This is a genomic window from Acidisphaera sp. L21, from assembly GCF_009765685.1.
Taxonomy (GTDB): Bacteria; Pseudomonadota; Alphaproteobacteria; order Acetobacterales; family Acetobacteraceae; genus LMUY01.
In genome coordinates, this window is record NZ_LMUY01000037.1 from 1 (window position 1) to 20,614 (window position 20,614).

The window sequence follows — 20,614 nt, forward strand, 5'->3', positions numbered from 1 at the left end:
CGCCTGCCCGTCAGCAAACTTTGGCGGAGGGGACGGAGAACCTCGCGATCGGGGAGTCGCCGCTGCTGGCTGCCGCCGCGCCGCTACTGCAATTGCTTGCTCGGCTGCGCAATACTGCGAACCCGCCGGACACCGGTGATTTGCGCGAACGCACCGTCCGTGAAATCCGCGCGTTCGAGCAGCGGGCGCGGGATACCGGCGTCCCGATGGAGCAATTGCGCCCGGCCCATTACGCCCTGTGCGCCAGCCTGGACGACGTGGTGTTGAACACACCCTGGGGTAGCGCCGGTGGATGGGACGCACGCTCCCTCGTGTCCACCTTCCACCAGGAGGTACGAAGCGGAAAGCGGTTCTTCGACCTGCTGAAGCAGATGAAGGACAACCCCGGTAAGTTTCTGCCAGTGCTGGAACTGATGTATCTCTGCCTGTCGCTTGGCTTCATCGGGCAATACCGGCTATCCCCCCGCGGCCCCGGCGAGATCGACAGCATCCGGGAAGAAACCTACGCCATCATCGCCCGCAACCGTGCCGCGGCAAATCCGGAGCTTTCGCCGCACTGGCAGGGGGTGAGCGCGCCGTATCGCGCCTCCCGCGCGCGGCTGCCGATCTGGGTCGCTGCGGTCGCCGGGCTGGCAGTGGTCGGCGGCCTTTTCCTATGGTCCACCACCCGGCTCAATGCGTCATCGGACGATCTGTATGCCCGCATGCTGGCGGCCCCGCCGGCGACAATGCCCACCATCGCCCGAGCGGCCGTGGTGCAGCCGCCACCCCCCCCGCCGGAACCGCCGCTCCCCGGCGTGTTGGAGCGGCTGCGCACCTTCTTGGCGCCGGAAATCAAACAGAACCTGGTATCCGTCGTCGGCACCTCCGCGGTGCCCATCGTGCGCATCAGCAGCCGCGGCATGTTCCCGTCCGGTAGCGCCACCGTCCAGGCCTCGTTCAAGCCACTGCTGGACCGGATCGGACTGGCGCTGAAGGAAGAGCCGGGGACGGTGCAAGTGGTCGGCTACACCGACAACCAACCGATCCATACCGTCGCCTTCCCCTCCAACTTCGCGCTTTCCACCGCCCGCGCCCAGGCCGCCCGCAGCATCATCGCCGGCACGCTGGGGATCGACAGCCGGATCAGCGCCGAAGGCCGCGCCGACGCCGAAGCCATCGCGTCCAACGCAACGCCGGAAGGACGGGAGACGAACCGTCGCATCGAAGTCGTGCTGCATCGGCAGGTCCCCTGATGTTCATCTTCCGCTTCATCATCCGCCTGCTGCTGTCGCGCTGGTTCCTCACCTTCGTCGGCACCACCTTGCTCGCTGCGTTGGTGTGGGAATTCGGGCCCATGCTGCCGCAGTTGGAGGAGGATTGGCGGCGCGGGGTCGTCATCCTGGTCCTGCTGCTGGTCTGGCTGGTGGCGAATGTCCTACTGGACGCGCGCCGCCGCCGGCGCGAGCGCGTGCTGATGGTCGGCATCACCCAGTCCCCCATCAATACCGGCCCCGATCTGGACGCCGCCGGGCGGGAAGAGGCGGAGGCGCTGGCGGAGAAGCTGTCGAGCGCCATCACGCTGCTGAAGAAGGCGCGAGGCACCCGCGGCTATTTGTACGAACAGCCCTGGTACGCCATCATCGGCCCACCCGGCGCGGGCAAAACTACCGCACTGCTGAACGCAGGGCTGAAATTCCCGCTGGCCGCGGAGATGGGCCAGGGTGCCGTGGCCGGCGTCGGCGGCACACGCATGTGCGACTGGTGGTTCACCGAGGACGCGGTGCTGATCGACACTGCCGGCCGTTACACCACCCAGGATTCGGACGCCGGCGTGGACAAGGCTGGCTGGGAAGCATTCCTGGAACTGCTGAAGACCACCCGCCCCCGCCAGCCGCTGAACGGCGTGCTGGTCGCCATCTCGCTGACCGAAATCGCCACCGCGCCCGCCAATGAGCGCATCGCCCACGCCCGCGCCATCCGACGCCGGATCAAGGAGTTGGAAACCAAGCTGTCGGTGCGCATGCCGGTCTACGCGCTGTTCACCAAGGCAGATCTGATCGCCGGGTTCACCGAATTCTTCGACGATTTGGACCGCGACCGGCGCGACCAGGCCTGGGGCGTCACCTTCCCACTGACCAAGACCGAAGCCGGTCCCGCCGCTGCCTTTGCCGACGAGTTGCGGCAATTGGTGGCGCGGCTGGACGAACGGCTATTCGCCCGGTTGCAAGCCGAACGCAGCCCGGAGCGCCGCGCCGCCATCGCCGGCTTCCCCACCCAGGTCGCGACGCTGGAGCAACCACTCAGCGCGTTCCTGACCGAAGCGTTCGGCGGCTCCCGCCTGGACCCCGCGCCATTCCTCCGCGGCGCCTATCTCACCTCCGGCACGCAGGAGGGAACGCCGATTGACCGGCTGACCGGCGCGATGGCCAGGTCCTTTGGTCTGGACCAGCGACGTGCTACCAGCCTACGACCGGAGCAGGGGCGCAGCTACTTCCTTGGCCGGCTGCTGCGTCAGGTGGTGTTTGGTGAGGCGATGCTCGTCAGCGAACCGCCTGGCGCGGCGCGGCGGCGCCTGCTGATCCGCGGCAGCGCCTTCGCAGGCGTAGCGTTGGGGACGATGCTCTTCGCCGGCCTGGTTTGGGCCAGCGACGCGTCCGACCAACGCGATGTCGATGCGACGGCCCGGGCGCTCGCCGCCTATGAAACCACTGCGCATGGCTTGCCGCTTGACCCGGTGAACGATGCCGACCTGCAGCGCCTGCTGCCACTACTAGACCAGGCCCGCGCTTTGCCGCACGGCGTGGATTCCGGCGAGGGCAGTTCGATGTTCAGCCGGATGAGCCTGGCCCAGAGCGCCAAGCTCGGCGCCGGGTCGCGTGCCGTCTACCGTCACGCTTTGGCCAACGCGCTGCTGCCGCGCATGGTCTGGCGATTGGAGGCGCAGATCCGCGGCAATATAGGCCGGCCGGACTTCCTGTACGAGGCAACGCGCGTCTACCTGATGCTGGGCGGCGGCGGCCCGTTGGACCGGGACCTGGTGCGGGAATGGATGACGCTGGATTGGCGTGCTACCTACCCCGGCGCCTTCAACCAGCCGATGCTGGACGAACTCGGCCGCCACTTGGACGCATTGCTGGCCGAGCCACTGCCCCCCGTCAGCCTGGATGGTCAGTTGGTGGCCGCAGCGCGTGCCACGTTCAGCCGGGTGCCGTTGGCCTCGCGGGTATATTCGCGCATCAAACCCTCCGCCGCCGCCCAACGCATACCGCCCTGGTTGCCGAGCGACGCACTGGGCTTGGCGGGATTGCGCGTGTTCGTGCGCGCGTCGGGCAAGGCGCTCACCGATGGGGTGCCTGGTTTCCTGACGGTGAACGGATTCCATAAGGTGCTGCTGCCGGCGCTGGGGCCGGCCGCGCGCGAGGTCGCCGGGGAAAGCTGGGTGCTGGGCGAACGCTCCGCCATCAGCACCGGGCCAGCAGAAATGCGGGCGCTAGAGCAGCAGGTGATAGCACTTTACGAGGCGGATTATATCGCCGCGTGGGACGCGATGCTGGCCGATCTAAACGTCGTGCCGCTGCGCAGCCTCACGCAGGCAGCGCAGGATCTATATATTCTGGCATCACCGCAATCGCCGATGCGTGATTTGCTGGTCTCCGCATCACGCCAACTGACCCTGTCGGTTCCGCCCACGCCGACCGGTGCGGCTGGGCTGGCAGCACAGGCGCAGGCGGCAGCGCAACAAGCGGCGGCCAGCAACGTCAGCAGTGCGGAGTCGAGGGTGGCGGCCGCGATGGGCACAACCATGGTGTCCGCCCCCGTATTACCGCCGGGCCACGAAATCGATGACCGGTATAAACCTTTGCGCGACCTGGTCGCCGGAGGCGCCGCGGCCCCGATCGAACAAGTGCTGAAGTTGTTGAACGATCTACAGCAGCAACTGGCCAAGCTGGCCGCAGCGCCACTGGGCACCGCACCACCCCCGACCGCCAGCGGCAACGACCCGGCGTTGGCCCTGCGGACCGAGGCACAGCGCCAACCCCAACCGCTCGCGCGTTGGCTGGGCGACATGTCGACCTCCGGCACCGTGCTACGCGGCGGCGGGGCTCGCCAGCAGGTGGTGGCGGCATTCAACGGCCCTGGGGGCCCGGCCTCGCTGTGCCCCATCGCCGTGAATGGCCGCTATCCCTTCACCGCCGGTGCGACGCTGGAAACGCCGATGGACGATTTCGGCAAGCTGTTTTCCACCGGCGGGCTGATCGACGGTTTCGTCAACACGCAATTGCGTCCCTACATCGACATGTCCGGCAAGACTTGGAAGCCGCAGATAGCGGATGGCGTGCCGCCGCCGATCTCCCCGGCTGACCTCGCAAACTTCCAGCGCGCCGCCGTCATCCGAGACCTGTTCTTCAGCGGCGGCGGCACCACGCCCGGCGTTCGCTTCGACATCACGCCCACCGATCTGGACGAGGGTGCGCGACAAGTGACGCTGGATTTCGACGGCGTCGCGGTAACCAACGTTCACGGTCCCTCCCGCGCCACGTCGATCACCTGGCCTGGCTCGACCAGGATGCAAAGCGTGCGGTTGGTGTTCGATCCGCCCCCGGTCGGTGGCACGGGCGTGCTGTCCGGCTCCGGACCCTGGGCGATGTTCCGCCTGTTCGCGCGCGGCACCATCACGCAGGCGGGCACCCCGGAGAAATACACCCTGGCTTTCAAAATCGGCGAACGCTCGGCCTCGTTCGAGATCCGGGCGAGTTCGGTCATTAATCCCTTCGCGCCGGGTCTACTGCAGGATTTCCGTTGTCCCACGGTGCAGTAAGCATCGGGTTCTACGGAAAGCTTCCAGTCCGCGGCGATTTCCTCCGCTCCGGCCTGCCGCGCAGCTTCGTCGACCCTTGGGATGACTGGCTGCAACGCGGCATCGCAGCCACGCAAACTCGCGAGCCGGACTGGGTGTCCGCCTGGTTGGAGGCACCAATTTGGCGCTTCCTATTGCCCGCCGGTTGCTGCGGGGACCAGGCAGTTCTGGGGGTATGGATGCCCAGCGTAGATCGCGCCAACCGCTACTTCCCGCTGACCCTGGCCGCAGTCGGGGACATCACCGCCGCCGGTGCCTTTCTGGACGCCGCGGAGCAAGCTGGGGTCGATGCGCTGGCGCATGATTGGGAACCCGAAGCACTGGCCGAGCGATTGCAGAATGCATTTGGACCGGGCGACGCGTCTGACACACAAGCCGCAGACGCAGGACAGGCCCAATGGTGGACGGCCGGAGGCGCGCGCATGCCGCCAAGGACGATCCTAACGCATGGTTTGCCGGAAAGTGATGAATTTCCCGGAATGATCGACAGTGATTGGGTGCCAGCGGAGTTAAACCAGTGAACGAGAGTGGGTTCATCCACACGACGGCGACGGCGGGCCGCTTCCGGTCGTGGGCGGCGACCCATTGCGGCACCGTGCGAACCCATAATGAAGACGCCTTCATCAATCGTCCGGATTTGGGCATTTGGGTGGTTGCCGATGGCGCAGGCGGGCATGAGGCTGGGGAAGTCGCATCCGGCCGGATTGTTCAGGCATTGGAAGGGCTGCAAGCCGGGCTCTCGGCGGGGCAGGCCTTGGCTGAGGTGCGACTGCGCGTGCAAGAAACCCATGATTGGCTGCGGGCAGAGGCGGCACGCCGCGGCGAAGGCGTCATGATCGCGAGCACGGTGGTGGTCCTACTGGTCCGCGGCGATCATTTCGCCTGCTTATGGGCTGGTGATTCGCGTGCCTACATGCTGCGCGGCGGCGTGCTAGTGCAGGTATCGCGCGACCACAGCCTGGTGCAGGAGATGGTTGAGTCCGGGAACATTACCTCCGCCGAAGCCGAAGGCCACCCGCACGCCAACATCATCACCCGCGCCGTCGGTGCCGAGATCGAGAGTTTCGAGCTCGACAAACGATCCGGCAAACTCCTTCCCGGCGATCGGCTGCTATTGTGCAGCGACGGGTTGTGCAAAGTGCTGTCCGACCTCGAGATCGAACGTCAACTCGGCCGTGACGACGACGCGCCGGCCGAACGGTTGGTGCTGGCCGCTCTGGCCGCCAAGGCGAATGACAACATCACCGCCGTCACGATCGAGGTTACGCACCCGCCGTAATGCTAGCCGGGCAGCACGCCCGCCTGCCGCATCGGTCCCAACCGGTTATCCACCACGTCGTGCAGGATCCTGTGCAGGGTCTCGTGCTTTTCTTCCGGGATGTCGTGGCGAAGATCCTGGAACCAAGTATCCAGATCAGCCTCGCCCTCGCCGGCTAGTATCCGCCCGCACACGAACTGCATCGCCCGTGTTGCCGGCAGCCCCGTTCCCAGCGCGGTGGACGCCAATCCGCCAGACGGCTCCGGCCCCGCCAGGGATGTAATCTGTGCACCAAGCGTTCGGTTGAACCGAATTGCCTCAGTTGAGGGTGGGGTGCCGGGTCGCGGCACGATAAGCGCCTGATTGGTGCCGACCAGCACAGCCGCCAATTCCGCCGGGTTGCTGTGACCCGGCGCTGTCGCCAGCAAATCCGCAACTCGCATCGGTCCGTCGCGCAGTGCCTTGACGAAGTGGCGGAAAGCCGGGCCCATTTCCGCCTGGCCGGCCGGCACATCGATCGCGAAGACGAAGTCATCCGCCGGCACAGACATCACCACGAACAATTCACGCAACACAGCATCACGCTGTTCGTTGGTCAACCGGCGCGCGCCGCGTACGAACAAATCGTGCCGAAGCTGGCGAGGCATGCAGATATCCTTGACCAATTCGCGCATGATCGGGTCTTCGTACCGGTTCAGCAGGCCACGCTGTGTGTCCGACAACATCAGATCCGGGAACGACTCCAGCAGGTTGCCCGACGCCGCCCAGTCCAGCTTCGCATCCGACAGCGCGGCCGCGACGTCGGCGTGGAAGCAGGGCGACCAATGCGCGTTCATATACTCATGCGCCAGATAACCGACCGCGGCCTCCCCCAACCGCGCCACCAGGTCACTGGCCAGCGGGTCCATCAGGTAGCGGGCCGACGCATCCTTCAATTCGCCAGCAAATGCCAGGCCCGCCGTCACCTGCCGGTCGCTGCGCCCCGGACTGCGGCGCCCTGCCTCGAATACCAGACGCTGCAATCCGATCCCGCCCTGCCAGGCCGGCAACGCGTTGTAGCTGAGGTGAACCAGCCCGCCCGGCGCCACCACCCGGTTCAACAGCCGCACGATACCGGCACGTACGGCGGGGGAGACCCAGCTCCACACGCCATGCATGCTCACCACATCGGCCGGCCGCATGTCACGCTCGGCCAGGGCAGCGAAGTCTGCTTCGATGAACGTTATATTATCGAGCCCAGCCTGGTTCGCCAGCGAGCGGCCGGCGGCGATATGCGCCGGGTTGTAGTCCACCGCCGTCACCTGCCAACCAGGGTTGGACGCCGCCATCAGCGCCGCGTTCATCCCGCGGCCGCAGCCCAGTTCCAGATAATGCGCAGCGTCCGTCTGCATCGGCAGCCGTGAATCCACGCCGCCCAGCAAGCCCGCCAACGTCAGATGCGCCGGCGCCTGCGGACGATAGAACCCGGTGATGTATTCGATGTCGGCGACGTAGCCGCCAGCCCAGTCGGTCAATGTGCCAAACCTTCCACCAATTCTGCCTCGAAGACCGCCTCCGCCGGGTGCACGCGCGGCGGCGCGGCCCCAGGCGCTGGGATCCAGCTATTCCAACCCAACCGCGCATCGGCCGCACCCAACGACATCGGCTGCAAGGCGTCACGCGACAGCACGGGGTTGATCGCGAACCCGACCTCGTATCCGACGAAGGCCCGAACCAGGCCCACCAGGCGGCGCAGCGCATCGCGATCCGGCAGCAGGGCCTGAAAGGAGTCCGCATCCAGCGGGCCCACCCGCAGCACGATACGGGCCTGCTGGTCCCATGCGCGGATGCCGATCGTCGCGTCCTCGCTCAGCCGGCTGAAATTGCCAAGCTGCAGCCCGCGCGCCAGCGACGTCCGCTGGTCCGGCGGCAACGGGAGCCAGGCGCCCATGAATTGTTGCACCTCCACCGGCCGTGCCAACCAGTCCGACGCCAACGCCGCCAGCCGGTCCGCCGATCGCGGGCGGGCGGCGAATAGCCCGGCGTAGTGCTGCAGCGGCGACACGCCGGCGGGCAGCCGATCGGTAAGGTGTGGCGTGCCGTATCCCGTCAGCGCCAGCAGAGCGCTGGCCACCGGATCATCGCCCTCCCCCGCCAGCTTCGCGACGTCGGCCGCGCGGTGGGGCCGGTATTTCGTTCCGGCCGCGGCGAAGAACGCCGTCATCGCTTGCGACAACACCGCCAGGAAATCATGCAGTGAGCGCGACCGATTGCGCAGCCCGGCCACCACCGCGTCGGTATAATGCCGCGGCAGCACGCCCGACGGCCCGGTGAGCCCGAACAGCGTCACCGCCATACCCGGGGGCGCCTCCGCCTCACCCGGTTCGACCGTCAACACTTCGGCCGAAGGGAAAGCCAGGCCTGTCGAACTTCGAAACCGCACGGCCTCCGCCGGGTTTGCGCGGCGGCGCAGGAAGGTCAACACCCGCACCGCGGCGTCGAAGCTGAACCGGCGCGGTTCGGTCTGCAACCGGTCCGCAGCGCCTCGTTCCGTCACAGCAGCACCCGTGCGCCGGCCCGTGCCGGCCACGCCATGGCGACGCCGGGCCGCCCACGCAGCACCACCCGGGTGCGGACGAAGGAATTCACCGTCGCGTGCAGCGCCAGGAACCGGTCCAGCACCGACGCCAGTAGAAATAGCCCGCCCGTATCCCAAACCGATGCGTCGAAGGTGAGCGTCACATCCAGCCCGCGGCAGAACGCACCCGGCCGCGACCCCGCGACCCGTGCCGTGCCCGGCGCCGACGTCACCTCCAGCAGCGCCCGGATCGCTGCGCGGGACTCAGCCGAATCCCGTCCGTCATAGAGTCGCAGAACCTCCCGAAGTGCCTCCGCCGCCGCTTCCCCGCCCACGACGCTGAGATGGCCGAGAGAGAGATGCGAGATCAGCCGCCAAAACCCTTTCTCCCGCATCGGCTTGCGGGTCGTGGCGCTGGGCGCGGTAAGGCATGTCACGGTCTTCACCGCGGCCTCCCCCTCCGACAATGTCAGCGTCGGGTGGCCGCCGCCGAAGGGGAGTGACGCGGGCAAGTCACGATTGAGGCATAGGGCGTTGACTGAGAGCACGGCATCTGCTGCCCGCGCCGGATCGAAATCAGGATCGTGTGGCGCCAGGAACACTTCCGTCCCCGCACCCCGCTTGGCGGCGGCCCGGCGGGTGACGCCGTAGAACCCTGCTGGTTCCTCCGCCTCAACACTCGATGCGCCTTGCGTCAGGCGATGAAACGGTTGCCACGGCCGCACGCCGCCATCGGGCCGCGTCTCCGTCACCCGGTCGACGGCCCAGATTTCCCGTGCATGCGGGCGCCTTGCGTCCGGCACGATGCGGTATTCGGTAACGGTGTGGTCCAGAGGGATCGGCTCACAGCGCTGCGGGAACAGATTGACCATCGGCGCGCAGCCCAATGCCATGCTGCCAGCATCCAGCGACCGTTCCAGGTCCGGCAAGGCGCGATCCAGATAGACGAAGATGTCCATCCGATTGCCGGCGCCCAGCAGCGTCTTGGCGTCCAACCGGGTGACGTCGACGAACAGGAATTTCTCCGGCGCCGCAAAATACTCTGTCAGCAGGCGAAAGCCGGAGAAGGACCGCGCAGGAAATGGCAGCAGCGCTTCCTCCGGGTCGAACCCGACATGATGCAGCACGCTTGGCGGTAGAATTACCGGTTGGGGATCGTCCGGCCCGTCGGCGAAGGCCACCGATATGGCGTGCGCCATGAACAATTCCATCAACGCCGTCGCACCCGCACCGCGAAGGAAGAACCGCAGGCGGTCGACGCCCAATTGGGAGAAATTCTTGTCCGGCTCGCTACATCGTAGGCTGATCCGCAGGCACGACACCGCATGCGCCGCCACCGGGTTGGCCGGCGCTGGCAGCGGCAGACCCGTGAGCCGCACGGCTTCGATCTCGACCGGCCACAGCGTCAGGGGAAATGCCGTGCGAAACCGGCAAGCCTCGCCGCGCACCGGCTCGGAATCGATCTCCAACCCAGCAGGCAGAGACGCTGCGCCGGCCAGCCCCGGGTCGGCGGCAAAGCCGGCGATTGCGATAGAGGGCACAGGCGCAAGGTAATGCGGATACAGCACCGCTAGCAACGCGTCCGTAAGCTCCGGAAATTCGTCGTCGATCCGGTGGTGAACCCGCGCCGCGAGGAACGCCACGCCCTCCAGCAACCGCGCCACATGCGGATCGTCCACGGTGTCGCGGCTGAGGCGCAGGCGCCCGGCGATCTTCGGGTGGACATCGGCGAACTCCGCGGCGAGGCGGCGTAGCGCGTCCAGTTCCCGGTTATAGTAGGGGAGCAACGTGTCGGACATAGCGTCTAGCCGTCTTGCACGGTAACGATGACATCGGTCGTGTTGGCGTCCACGAGCGTATCGAATGAAATCGGCTCCGGCGCCGGGTCGGCGTGCAGCAGCGCCTCGATCCGGAGGCGCAAACTGGCGGACAGGCTGTCCTCGCCGGGCAGTAACACCACATTCACGCTGGCAAAGCGGGGTTCAAAGCGGAGAATGCACGCTTCGATCTCGCTCCGCAGTTGCTCGCGGCGGCCCGGCTCGTTGAAGGCGCCCGCGGAGAAATCGGGCAGGCCGAACCCGGCGGGCGACACCCCGATCTCCCGCAGTTTCGGGTCCCAGGATCTCCAACGGCGCCGCGCATTCAGCAACGCCTCCAGATCGGAGCGCACGCTGTTCCGCAGCGCCATCAGTGTGGCACTAGACGACATCGGACGGTCCACCGCTACATCCGGATCGCCGTCGATCAACCGGTCCAGCAGGGGAAGCTGGGCGCGGCCGCGTGTGCCCCGCCAGGTGCCGTCGGCGCCGCTCAATCCAGAACCGTGAAGCTGAGCGAGGTCAGTTCCATCAGTGTGGCTGCTTCGTCGCCGATCATGAACGTCACTGCGCCCACGCCTCGCACGGGCGCACCCTCGCCCGCCTGCCGCCAGTCCGTGGCGCGGCCCAGACGGAATTCGTCGTTGATCGGGTCCGTGCCGGCGGCGTAGATCGCCGGCAGATACACTTCGCCATCCGGGCCCGCAGACACCTCCATCGTCGCCCGGCGCCAATACAGATCACGCGGCCGCTTGGGAGGATGGAATTCCAACAGCGTCACCCGCTCGGACGGGATCCAGAAATATTTGCCCGTCGTGGTGATAACCTCGAAGCTGCCGGCCAGAAGGTCGTCGCCATCACGTAGATCGTCGAACGGACCGGTGGGACCGATCCCGGTTGGGTGAAGCCGCTCCGCCTCCAACAGTGCCGCGTGCTGCCCGGCTTCCGCAAGATTGCCGGATTTCAACGCCAGGATCGCCGCCAGTGCAGCGCGTTGAGCGACCGTCGGATCGCCGACGAATTCGGGCACTCTGCCATCCCGGAACACCTGTCGCCGCGCAACCTCGCCCCGCACCAATTGGCGGAACTCGGCGATCACCACGGCAACCGACGGGTCTAGATCGCCGCATGCATCAAGGATAACGTCCGCCCGCTCCAAATTGCCGGAAAACACCAGCAACTCCGCCAACAGCAGCCGCGCCCCCAGATCCGACGGGGCTTTCCGCACCGCTGCGTTCGCCGCCGCGACCGCGTCGGTCAGCCGGCCCTCGCGAAACAAACTGCCAGCATCGTCAGGCTTGGTTTGGGACATCGCTGCCTCCTATCGGCCGCTTGGCGCGGCCAGTTCGGTGACCAGGCTGAACGTGCTGGCAACGTCATCGAGTTGGTAGTGCGGCTGCAGCCGGACGATGCAGCCGAAGACGCCCGGCTTGCCCGGCTTCTCCCGCACCTGCACATCCCCGGCGACCAGGGGGAAACGCGCCCGCGCATCGCCGCTGCCGGTGATGTTGGTGTTCACGTAGCCCTGCAGCCAGTTTTGCAATTTCCGCTCGATCTCATCGGCGGTCTGGAACGAGCCGACCATGTCCCGTCCCATCACCTTGATCAGATGCGCGAAGCGGGAGGCGCAGAGGATCGAATTCACCTGCGCCGACAATTTCGCGTTGGCATCGGCCGCGGCCGCGTTCACGCCCTGATAGCGCGCTGGCAGTTGCAGGCTACGAACCGAGCCGAACACCATATCTGGCCCATAGGGCAGCGCCGAAATCGGCATTAGCCCCACATCGACCAACGCCCGTTCCTGCCGGTCGGTCAGCCGGGCCTCGATCCCAGTGCGCGGCCATACATCACCGGGGCCGCTGTCGAACGGCTCTGGATCCACGTCGGTGACCAGGCCACCACCGACACGGTCTGTCTCCACACCGCGCACATCCGCCGGCCAGCCATGGTTGGCATAGGCCCGCACGACGCAGGCGGCGAAAGCGTAGGCGGCGTTCATCCAGGTGCGGCTGGCCGGATCTGGCGCGTATTCACGGTATCGGAAGCCGTCACGCCGGGCCGGGTCATCGCCCCAGGGGAGACGGGCCAACAAGCGCGGCAACGTGACGGCAATGAACCGCGTATCCGGACGCGTCGCCAGGCTGCGCCAGCGCACATACTCGGTTCCGCTGAACGGCGCCGCGACATCCTGCAGGGTGGACAAGCCGTCAAACCCATCCAACTCCAGCAGCGAGGGATGGGCAGACAGCACCACCGGCGAAAACGCCGCCGCCGCTGCGGAGGAGAGTTGGGCCAGCGCACCCACATCATCGGTCGGCGCATCCGGCGTGCGGCGATGGCGGATGGCATGGTCGATCACCAGCAGGCCGAACGGCTCGCCACCGGGCATGCCGAATTCATCCTCGTAGATCCGGCGGAACAGCGTGCTCTGGTCAAACTCCGGCGCGCGTTCCAGGTCGCGGCACAATTCCGCCCAGGTGAGCGGCAGCACGCGCACCTTGATCCGCCGCGTCGGCTCGATCCCGGACAAGAACCAGTGCAGACCGCGCCACCGACCCTCCAGAGCCTGCACCTTGGGCGCGTGCAGCACCGCATCCAACTGACGCCCGATGAGCGCATCGATAACAGCGATGTCCCGGTCCAGCGCGGCAAATAATCCGTCTGGGCCGCCACGCAATGCACCCGGCAGACGATCACCGAACCAATCCGCCAGTAATTCGGCAACACTGCCGCGACCGTGTAGAAACGCCGCCAACCGCGCGCCCGTTGCAGCACGGGCCGTACCAAAATACCGTCCGCCCAACACATCATCCCGCAAACCAGGCTGCGGCGCGGGTAGAGTGCGCCCAGGCCGCAGGATGATGGTTTCCGAGTCGTCCATATCGGTCACGCCCGGACCGGTCCTCCGTCGTTATGAGGGCTGGGGCACCCGTGCCACCATGCGCATGCTGGTGGTCAGTTCCTCCATCTGCAGCCAGGGGCGCAAATAGGCGACTGCGTTGTACGAACCGGGCTTCCCCGGGATTTCCTTCACCTCGATCTTCGCCTCACGCAACGGGAACCGGGCCTTCATGTCCTGGCCAGCGGCCTCGTTGGTGTTGACGTAGTTCTGAATCCAACGGTTCAGCCAGCTTTCAACGTTACTAGCCTCCATGAACGAGCCGATCTTGTCGCGCGCCATGACCTTCAGGTAGTGCGCAAACCGGCTGGTCGCCATCATATACGGCAGCCGGGCCGAAATCGCGGCGTTCGCCGTTGCCTCCGGCCGGTCGTATTTCTTCGGCTTCTGCGCCGACTGGCCGCCGAAGAACACCGCGTAATCGGTGTTCTTGTAGTGGCACAGCGGCAGGAAACCTTGGTTCGACAACTCGAACTCGCGCCGGTCCGTGATGCCGATCTCGGTCGGGCACTTACTATCGGTGTCGCCGTCGTCCGAGGTGAAGATGTGGCTCGGTAAGTTCTCCACCTTGCCACCGCCCTCCGCACCGCGGATCGCCGTACAGAAGCCATATTTCGCGAAAGCATCGGTCAACCGTGCGCCCATGACATAGGCGGCGTTGGACCAGCAGTAGTCGTTGTGGCTCATTGGTCGCGCCACGCCGGTATCGTCGCTAGGTGCCTCCTCATAGTTGAATTCCTCGACCGGCTTGGTCGACGAACCATACGGCAAGCGCGAAATCACGCGCGGCATCACCAGATTGACGAACCTTGCGTCTTCGCTGTCGCGGAAACTGCGCCATTTCATATACTCGGCGGTCTCGAAAATCTTCGACAGGTCCCGCGGCTTGGACAGTTCGGTATAGTCCTTAAACCCGAACATCCCTGGCCCGGCCGCGGTGATGAAGGGCGCGAACGCCCCGGCGGCGATGTTGGACATTAACCGCAGCGTCTCGATGTCGTCCGGGTGGTTGTTCCACTCGTAATCGCCGATCAGCGCACCATAGGGCTCACCACCCGGCGTGCCGAACTCGTTCTCATAGATCTTCTTGAACACCTGGCTCTGGTCGAACTCGACCGCCTTGCTCAGATCCCGGTTTAGGTCACGCTTGCTGGCATTCAACACCCGGATCTTGAGCGCCGAGCCGGTTTCAGAGTTCTGCACCAGATAATGCAGGCCGCGCCAGGATCCCTCCATCTTCAGGAATTTCGGGTCATGCATGATCGCGTTGAGCTGGGTCGACAGTTTTCGGTCGATCGCTGCAATCGCGTGCTCGAACGTGCGGGTAAGGTTCTTGTCGAACGTCATCGTGCCCGACAGAGCCTGCTCGACCAGGGTCTTGACCAGATCCTGTGCCCGATCCGGCTCGGTCTGCTTGGTGTTGGAGAGGATTGCGTCGAGAAGGCCTGGTGTGGCCTCCTCGGTGGTGGCGCCAGTGGCGGCGGCCGATGATGCTGTGTCGGACATGGGCCTAGCCCTCCGTCTTCTTCAAGCCGAGTTCACCCGAGAGGGTCTTCAACTCGCTTTCGGAGCGTAGAACCTGCTCCAGCAGGGACTCCAACTCTTCCGACCGGTCCGCCTTGCTCATCAGGTCGCGCAATTTATCTCGCGTCTCCATCAGCGCGGCGAGCGCCGGGACCTGGGCTGCGACCTTCGCAGGCTCGAAATCATCCATTCGGTTGAACTTCAGATCCACCGCCATCTGCGAGCCATCGCCAGCCAGGGTGTTTTCCACTTTGGTCTTCACGCCGGGCGTCATCGCGGCCATCACGTCATCGAAATTGTCCCGATCGATCTGGATGAATTTGCGATCGGCCATCGGCTTCAGCGGCGCCGTCGGGTCGCCGGAGAAATCGCCCATAACCCCCACGATGAAGGGCAATTCCCGCAGGATCTCGGCGCCCTCGGTCTCCACCTCGTACGTAATGTGCACGCGCGGCTTGCGCACGCGATTGAGCTTGTCATGGATGCTTGCGCTCATTGAATTAGCAACTCCCGCCCTGGTGCCAGCCGGCATATCGCCATCTGCCTCGCCCGTGCGTCACGGACCAAGGTCTTACCGCATACCAAACGATCTTAGGGGAGCACGATCCCCACGGTCAATCTTTACCCGTATCAACCCGGGTTAACAACGTGCTCATTCCACCGAATCGGGGGGCGGCTTTATGCCCAGGCTTACCAGCAATGCGTTGCGTGCCGACAGGTCCGGCATCAGCTCAGCCACCAGCTCTGGCCAGGTCAACCTACCGCGGCGCACCGCCTCATCCAGGGTATACGCAAGCGGCGAGTTCGGTTCGTGACGCTTGAACCACGCCGCAATTTCGCCGAGCAATCGCAGCGCATCATCACGTGTATTGATCACGCCCGGCGCTCCCATCACAATTTTGTTAGACGGCAACGGAGCCGTCGAAATTGCGGCGGAAGCCGGCGCAGCCTGTGACACCGATACCGAACTTTGCGGTGCAAAGCGCTGCGCCGTCTCGCCCATCGCGACCAAAAGATCACGCACACGACTCGTGGATGGGCTTGCATCCCCCGCGCGTTCATCCAGCAGGGCTGCCATCTGCGTCCATGCCGCAAGCGCGTGTGATATTTCTTCCTGCAAGCCCGACCAATGGGCAGGTCCGGCAAGACGAGCCTCTTTTTCCAGTTGCTCAAACGCCAAAACACCGGCGTCCAACCGCTGCTGCCTGCGTACTGGATCGACGATTCCGGACAGCTCGACCGAAAGCTCGTATTGCCAGAACCCAAACGGTGAGCCGTCCGGCCGCTGGAATAGGACGATCTTACGCAGCGGCTGCATTAACGAGCCATCAACGCCCTGCCCAGATAAGCCAGAGAGCGGGCCAACCCGCGTCTCCAAGCCGTCCTCGTCGGGTGTTGGATAAAGGTCGTCCCAGAAATGCTCGACGAGGCCGCGGATCACGATCGCGCCTGTCGCAAGGCCGCGCAATCCGGCGGCACGCACCAGGGATTCCGTCAACCAAGTGGCAAACTCTAAATCCTTGGCGCCCTCCTTCAGGCCCTGTTCCGACAACGACCGGACGGTACGCCATGCCAGCGGCGGCCCGCTATCATCCCCGCCACCAGCCTCGGACTGGCGCTCCAGATCCCGTGCTTCGGCCCGCGCATCGCGCAAACGAAAATAGATCGAGGTGGGGGAGACATCATCCCGTGGATCGGTGCCCGCCGCATTGTCCCCAGGAATCGGTGCGATAATCGCATCGAGATCGAAACCATCTAACACTTCCGTCATCTTGGGTCGGAACCTCAATCCTGCACTTTACATTTCTGCTGCGTAACTTATACGCTTCGGCCGCAGAGGGGGAAAGCAATTGGCGGCGATCGACCTCAAGTCCCTGGTTGGGCGGCTGAATGACACGTGCCGGCGCGCGCTTGAAGGCGCGGCTGGCATGACACTATCGCGAAGCCACTATAATGTCGAAATCGAGCACGTGTTGCTCGGTCTGGTCGATCGTGCCGATACCGATGTGGCTGCGATACTGCGGCATTGGGAGGTCGAGACGAGCCGTTTGCTCATCGATCTTAATCGCTCGCTGGATCGCATGAAAACCGGCAACGCCCGCGCACCGTCACTATCGCCCGACATTGTCGAGATGGTGAAGCAAGCCTGGCTGCTCGCATCGCTGGAACAGGGCGCGACACGGGTTCGATCTGGTCATTTGTTATGGGCGCTCCTGGCGGATGAAACGTTATCCCGCCGGGCAAAGGAAGCGTCGGGCCAATTCGCCCGGATCCAGCCGGATCTGCTGAAGCGGGATTATGCTAGCGTCTGTGCGAATACCGCCGAACAGGCCGCCGCAACGACGCAAGCCGTCGGCTCCGAAGCGGCAAGTGGCGGGTCGGGCGGCGATAGTGCGCGCGCAGGCAGTTCGGCCGCGTTGGACCAGTTCACCGTTGATCTCACGGCGCAGGCTCGCGCCGGCAAGATCGATCCGATCCTTGGGCGCGACTTCGAAATCCGTCAAATGATCGATATCTTGACCCGGCGGCGTCAGAACAATCCAATCCTGACGGGTGAAGCCGGTGTCGGCAAAACGGCGGTGGTCGAGGGCCTGGCGTTACGAATCGCCGAAGGCGACGTTCCGGCACCGCTGAAGGATGTGATCCTCCGCACACTCGATTTGGGCCTGCTACAGGCCGGTGCCGGGGTGAAGGGTGAGTTCGAGAACCGGCTGCGATCGGTCATCGATGAAACCAAGGCCAGTCCTAAGCCTATCATTCTGTTCATCGACGAGGCCCACACCTTGATCGGCGCTGGTGGAGCGGCCGGGCAGAACGACGCAGCCAATCTGCTGAAGCCGGCCTTGGCGCGCGGTGAATTGCGTAGCATCGCCGCCACGACCTGGGCCGAGTATAAAAAATACTTCGAGAAGGATGCTGCCCTCACCCGGCGCTTCCAACCAGTCAAGGTGGAAGAACCGACCGAGCCAGTAGCGATCGCCATGATCCGCGGCCTGGTGGGAACGCTGGAAAAGCACCACAAGGTTCGGATTTTCGATGAAGCGGTGAGCGAGGCGGTGCGCCTATCCGCCCGTTACATCCCAGCGCGCCAGCTTCCGGACAAGGCTGTCAGCCTGATCGACACCGCCTGTGCCCGCGTCGCGATGAGCCAGACCGCAATCCCAGCCCCCGTCGAGGACCGGCGCCGGCGGATCGGATTGATTGACACCGAGTTGTCGATCCTAGACCGCGAGGCAGCATCCGGCACCGACCACCATACCCGGCGGGACGAGCTTGCGGCGGAGCGCGAAACGGTTGTCGCGGCCCTCGCCGCGCTTGAGACCCGGTGGGCGGCCGAACAGGCGTTGGTGACGGAAATTACGGAGGCGCGCACCCGGATCGAGGCTGCGGACCCGACGGCCAACCTCGCCGCCGACCAGGCTGCGCTGAAGGATGCTGGCGAGCGCATCAAGGCGCTGCAGGGCGAACAGCCGCTGATCTTTCCCGTGGTGGACGGCCAGGCCGTGGCGGAGATCGTGGAGAGCTGGACTGGCATCCCGGCCGGACGCATGCAATCCGATGAAATCCGCACCGTGCTGAACCTGCGGGAGGCAATGACCAAGCGCGTTGTCGGGCAAGACCACGCGCTGGAGTCGGTCGCCCAAGCCATTCGCACGAGCCGCGCCGGGTTGACCGACCCGCGCAAGCCGATCGGCGTCTTCCTGATGGTCGGCACGTCCGGCGTCGGCAAAACCGAAACCGCCCTCACCCTCGCCGATCTGCTGTATGGGGGCGAGCAGAATATGACGACCATCAACATGACCGAGTTCAAGGAGGAACATAAGGTCAGCCTGCTGATGGGCAGCCCGCCGGGCTACGTCGGCTACGGAGAAGGCGGCCTCCTGACGGAGGCTGTGCGCCGCCGCCCCTACAGCGTTGTCTTGCTGGATGAGATGGAGAAGGCCCATCCTGGTGTGCAAGACGTGTTCTTTCAGGTGTTCGACAAGGGGAACATGAAGGACGGTGAGGGTCGCGACATCGACTTCAAGAATACCGTCATCATCATGACGTCGAACGCCGGCACCGACCTAATAGCCAAACTGTTCGCCGACCCGGAAACGGCGCCAGATGCTGCGGGACTCGCGGATGCATTGCGGCCGGAGTTGTCGAAATACTTCAAACCTGCCTTTCTCGGCCGGGTCACCCTGGTTCCCTATTTTCCGCTGCCGGACGCGATCATCCGGCAGATCGTCGCCATGCAACTGGGCCGCATCAAGCGCCGCGTGCACGAGGCGTATCGGGCGGATTTCACGTGGGACCCGGTGTTGGTCGAGACGATTGCAGCGCGGTGTACCGAGAGTTCATCTGGTGCCCGCAACGTGGAGAACATCCTGTCCCGCACCTTGCTGCCGGAGCTATCCGCAGAGGTGCTGTCCCACCTGGCGGAGGGGCGGGTTGTAGGCCGCATTCATGTTGGGCTGAAGCCCGATGGCGGCTTCAGCTACGACGTTGGCGGCCCGTAACACAGCCAGGACGGGTATTCCCATCACCACAAGGAGATCGATACGATGGCCATCTATATGAAATTCGGCGACATCAAGGGCCGGGTTGCGACGGAGGGGTTTAAGGAATGGATCGAACTGATGTCGTTCCAGCATGGCGTCGGCCGTGCCGTCACCTCGGGATCCGGCGGCAAGCAGCGTGAGGGCAGCAACCCCGAAATTTCCGAGGTAGTGGTCACCAAGGTGTTCGACGACGCGTCGTCCAAGCTGTATCAAGACGCTCTGGCCGGCTCGTTCGATACGAAGGTGGAATTCAAGTTCACCACCACGACGAAGAACAAGATCGACACCTATCTGGCCTATGAACTGAAGCAATGCGGTGTCAGCAGCTATTCGATGTCCAGCGGCGGTGATAATCCAATGGAATCGCTTTCCCTGAACTTTACCAATATCCTGGTTTCGCCTTCTCCGCTGGACGATAAGGGATCGCCCAAGGCTGGTCCGAAGGTTGGTTACGACCTCATGGCGCTGAAGGCGAGCTGATCAAGGCGCCTCGCCGGGCGGATGGTTTGCGGCGCTTTCGGGCGCCGCCGACCGCCGCCGGTTCCGTGTGCGTGTGAAGGGAATTTGATGACGACTCGGCCTCTACTGCGCCTCCGGCGGTTTGCCCTGGCGCCTCTACTGCTCGGCGCCATTGGTGCTGCGCTGCCATCGCGCACGCAGGCTGCTACGCCTACACCGGCACCGGCACCGGCAGCCGCTACGACAGCGCCCCAGCGAACCACGGCAACGTTTGGTGACTGGACGTTGCGGTGCGAGCGCCCCGGCGGGGGTAGCATGCAAGTGTGTGAAATCGCCCAAGTTTTGTCGGCGCAGGGACAGCCCGTGGCGCAGATCGTCATGGGGCGCCCTGCCCGGGGTGAGCCATTGCAGTTGACCATTCTGGTGCCCACCAGCGTCACCCTAGGGCAGCAACCCAGGCTGGGTGGCCCTGGGAAGGACAGCCCGGCCATTGATCTGGCGTGGCGTCGTTGCCTGCCAGGCGGGTGTCTCGCCGCCGCTTCGATGTCCGACGACGTCGCAAAGCAGTTGCGCGCCCGCACCGACGCGACCAGGATCGTGTATCTGGATGGTTCTGGGAAGGAGGCCGCTTTGCCCTTCTCACCAAAAGGCCTCGTACAAGCGCTGGACGCGCTCACGCGCGAGGAAGCATCGTAACGTCGGTGAACCAACACTCG

Annotated in this window: 16 protein-coding genes; 7 read left to right on the forward strand and 9 right to left on the reverse strand. The window is 65.0% G+C overall.

The window, feature by feature from the left end; all coding sequences use genetic code 11:
- The 4 genes from icmH to GSQ76_RS08800 all read left to right on the forward strand — a co-directional run.
- The coding region (gene icmH / locus GSQ76_RS08785) for a type IVB secretion system protein IcmH/DotU (RefSeq protein ID WP_158743539.1) at positions 1-1,235 on the forward strand (1,235 nt) is incomplete at its 5' end.
- Positions 1,235-4,801, forward strand: a complete 3,567-nt coding sequence (tssM, locus tag GSQ76_RS08790; RefSeq protein ID WP_254070313.1) for a type VI secretion system membrane subunit TssM — start codon at positions 1,235-1,237, stop codon at positions 4,799-4,801. The genes icmH and tssM, both read left to right, overlap by 1 nt.
- Positions 4,783-5,361, forward strand: coding sequence for a type VI secretion system-associated protein TagF (tagF, locus tag GSQ76_RS08795; RefSeq protein WP_158743540.1), 579 nt, complete (start codon positions 4,783-4,785; stop codon positions 5,359-5,361). The genes tssM and tagF overlap by 19 nt, the downstream gene beginning before the upstream one ends.
- Positions 5,358-6,119, forward strand: a complete 762-nt coding sequence (locus GSQ76_RS08800) for a PP2C family serine/threonine-protein phosphatase (protein WP_254070314.1) — start codon at positions 5,358-5,360, stop codon at positions 6,117-6,119. The genes tagF and GSQ76_RS08800 overlap by 4 nt, the downstream gene beginning before the upstream one ends.
- Positions 6,120-6,121: 2 nt before the next feature.
- On the opposite strand, the gene GSQ76_RS08805 is transcribed toward GSQ76_RS08800, so the two are convergent.
- The 9 genes from GSQ76_RS08805 to tssA form a co-directional block, all read right to left on the reverse strand.
- The gene (locus GSQ76_RS08805) at positions 6,122-7,612 is read right to left on the reverse strand and encodes a class I SAM-dependent methyltransferase (RefSeq protein WP_158743541.1); all 1,491 of its coding nucleotides are present in this window, start codon (positions 7,610-7,612) and stop codon (positions 6,122-6,124) included.
- Positions 7,609-8,634, reverse strand: a complete 1,026-nt coding sequence (gene tssG, locus GSQ76_RS08810; RefSeq protein WP_254070315.1) for a type VI secretion system baseplate subunit TssG — start codon at positions 8,632-8,634, stop codon at positions 7,609-7,611. The genes GSQ76_RS08805 and tssG overlap by 4 nt, the downstream gene beginning before the upstream one ends.
- Entirely contained in the window at positions 8,631-10,454 is a 1,824-nt protein-coding gene (gene tssF, locus GSQ76_RS08815) for a type VI secretion system baseplate subunit TssF (RefSeq protein ID WP_158743543.1), read from the reverse strand. Before tssF ends, tssG begins: the two co-directional genes overlap by 4 nt.
- Positions 10,455-10,459: 5 nt before the next feature.
- The gene (gene tssE, locus GSQ76_RS08820) at positions 10,460-10,969 is read right to left on the reverse strand and encodes a type VI secretion system baseplate subunit TssE (RefSeq protein WP_158743544.1); all 510 of its coding nucleotides are present in this window, start codon (positions 10,967-10,969) and stop codon (positions 10,460-10,462) included.
- A complete protein-coding gene (locus GSQ76_RS08825) occupies positions 10,966-11,784 on the reverse strand; it encodes a type VI secretion system accessory protein TagJ (protein ID WP_158743545.1) in 819 nt (272 codons plus the stop codon). The genes tssE and GSQ76_RS08825 overlap by 4 nt, the downstream gene beginning before the upstream one ends.
- 9 nt (positions 11,785-11,793) lie before the next feature.
- Entirely contained in the window at positions 11,794-13,353 is a 1,560-nt protein-coding gene (gene tssC / locus GSQ76_RS08830) for a type VI secretion system contractile sheath large subunit (RefSeq protein ID WP_158743591.1), read from the reverse strand.
- Positions 13,354-13,383: 30 nt separating this feature from the next.
- Positions 13,384-14,877 carry a type VI secretion system contractile sheath large subunit gene (gene tssC, locus GSQ76_RS08835; RefSeq protein ID WP_158743546.1) on the reverse strand — a complete coding sequence of 498 codons (1,494 nt, stop codon included), beginning with the start codon at positions 14,875-14,877 and terminating at the stop codon, positions 13,384-13,386.
- 4 nt (positions 14,878-14,881) lie between these two features.
- Positions 14,882-15,391: a type VI secretion system contractile sheath small subunit gene (gene tssB / locus GSQ76_RS08840; RefSeq protein WP_158743547.1), complete on the reverse strand. Its 510-nt coding sequence runs from the start codon at positions 15,389-15,391 to the stop codon at positions 14,882-14,884.
- A 156-nt stretch (positions 15,392-15,547) separates the two neighbouring features.
- Positions 15,548-16,666: a type VI secretion system protein TssA gene (tssA, locus tag GSQ76_RS08845; RefSeq protein WP_158743548.1), complete on the reverse strand. Its 1,119-nt coding sequence runs from the start codon at positions 16,664-16,666 to the stop codon at positions 15,548-15,550.
- Between the two features lie 79 nt (positions 16,667-16,745).
- Between tssA and tssH the strand changes: the two genes are divergently transcribed.
- From tssH to GSQ76_RS32330, 3 genes are all read left to right on the forward strand, one after another.
- A complete protein-coding gene (gene tssH / locus GSQ76_RS08850; protein WP_158743549.1) occupies positions 16,746-19,397 on the forward strand; it encodes a type VI secretion system ATPase TssH in 2,652 nt (883 codons plus the stop codon).
- Positions 19,398-19,442: 45 nt separating this feature from the next.
- Positions 19,443-19,919, forward strand: a complete 477-nt coding sequence (locus GSQ76_RS08855) for a type VI secretion system tube protein Hcp (RefSeq protein WP_158743550.1) — start codon at positions 19,443-19,445, stop codon at positions 19,917-19,919.
- Between the two features lie 87 nt (positions 19,920-20,006).
- Positions 20,007-20,594: an invasion associated locus B family protein gene (locus tag GSQ76_RS32330; protein ID WP_158743551.1), complete on the forward strand. Its 588-nt coding sequence runs from the start codon at positions 20,007-20,009 to the stop codon at positions 20,592-20,594.
- Positions 20,595-20,614 lie beyond the last annotated feature (20 nt).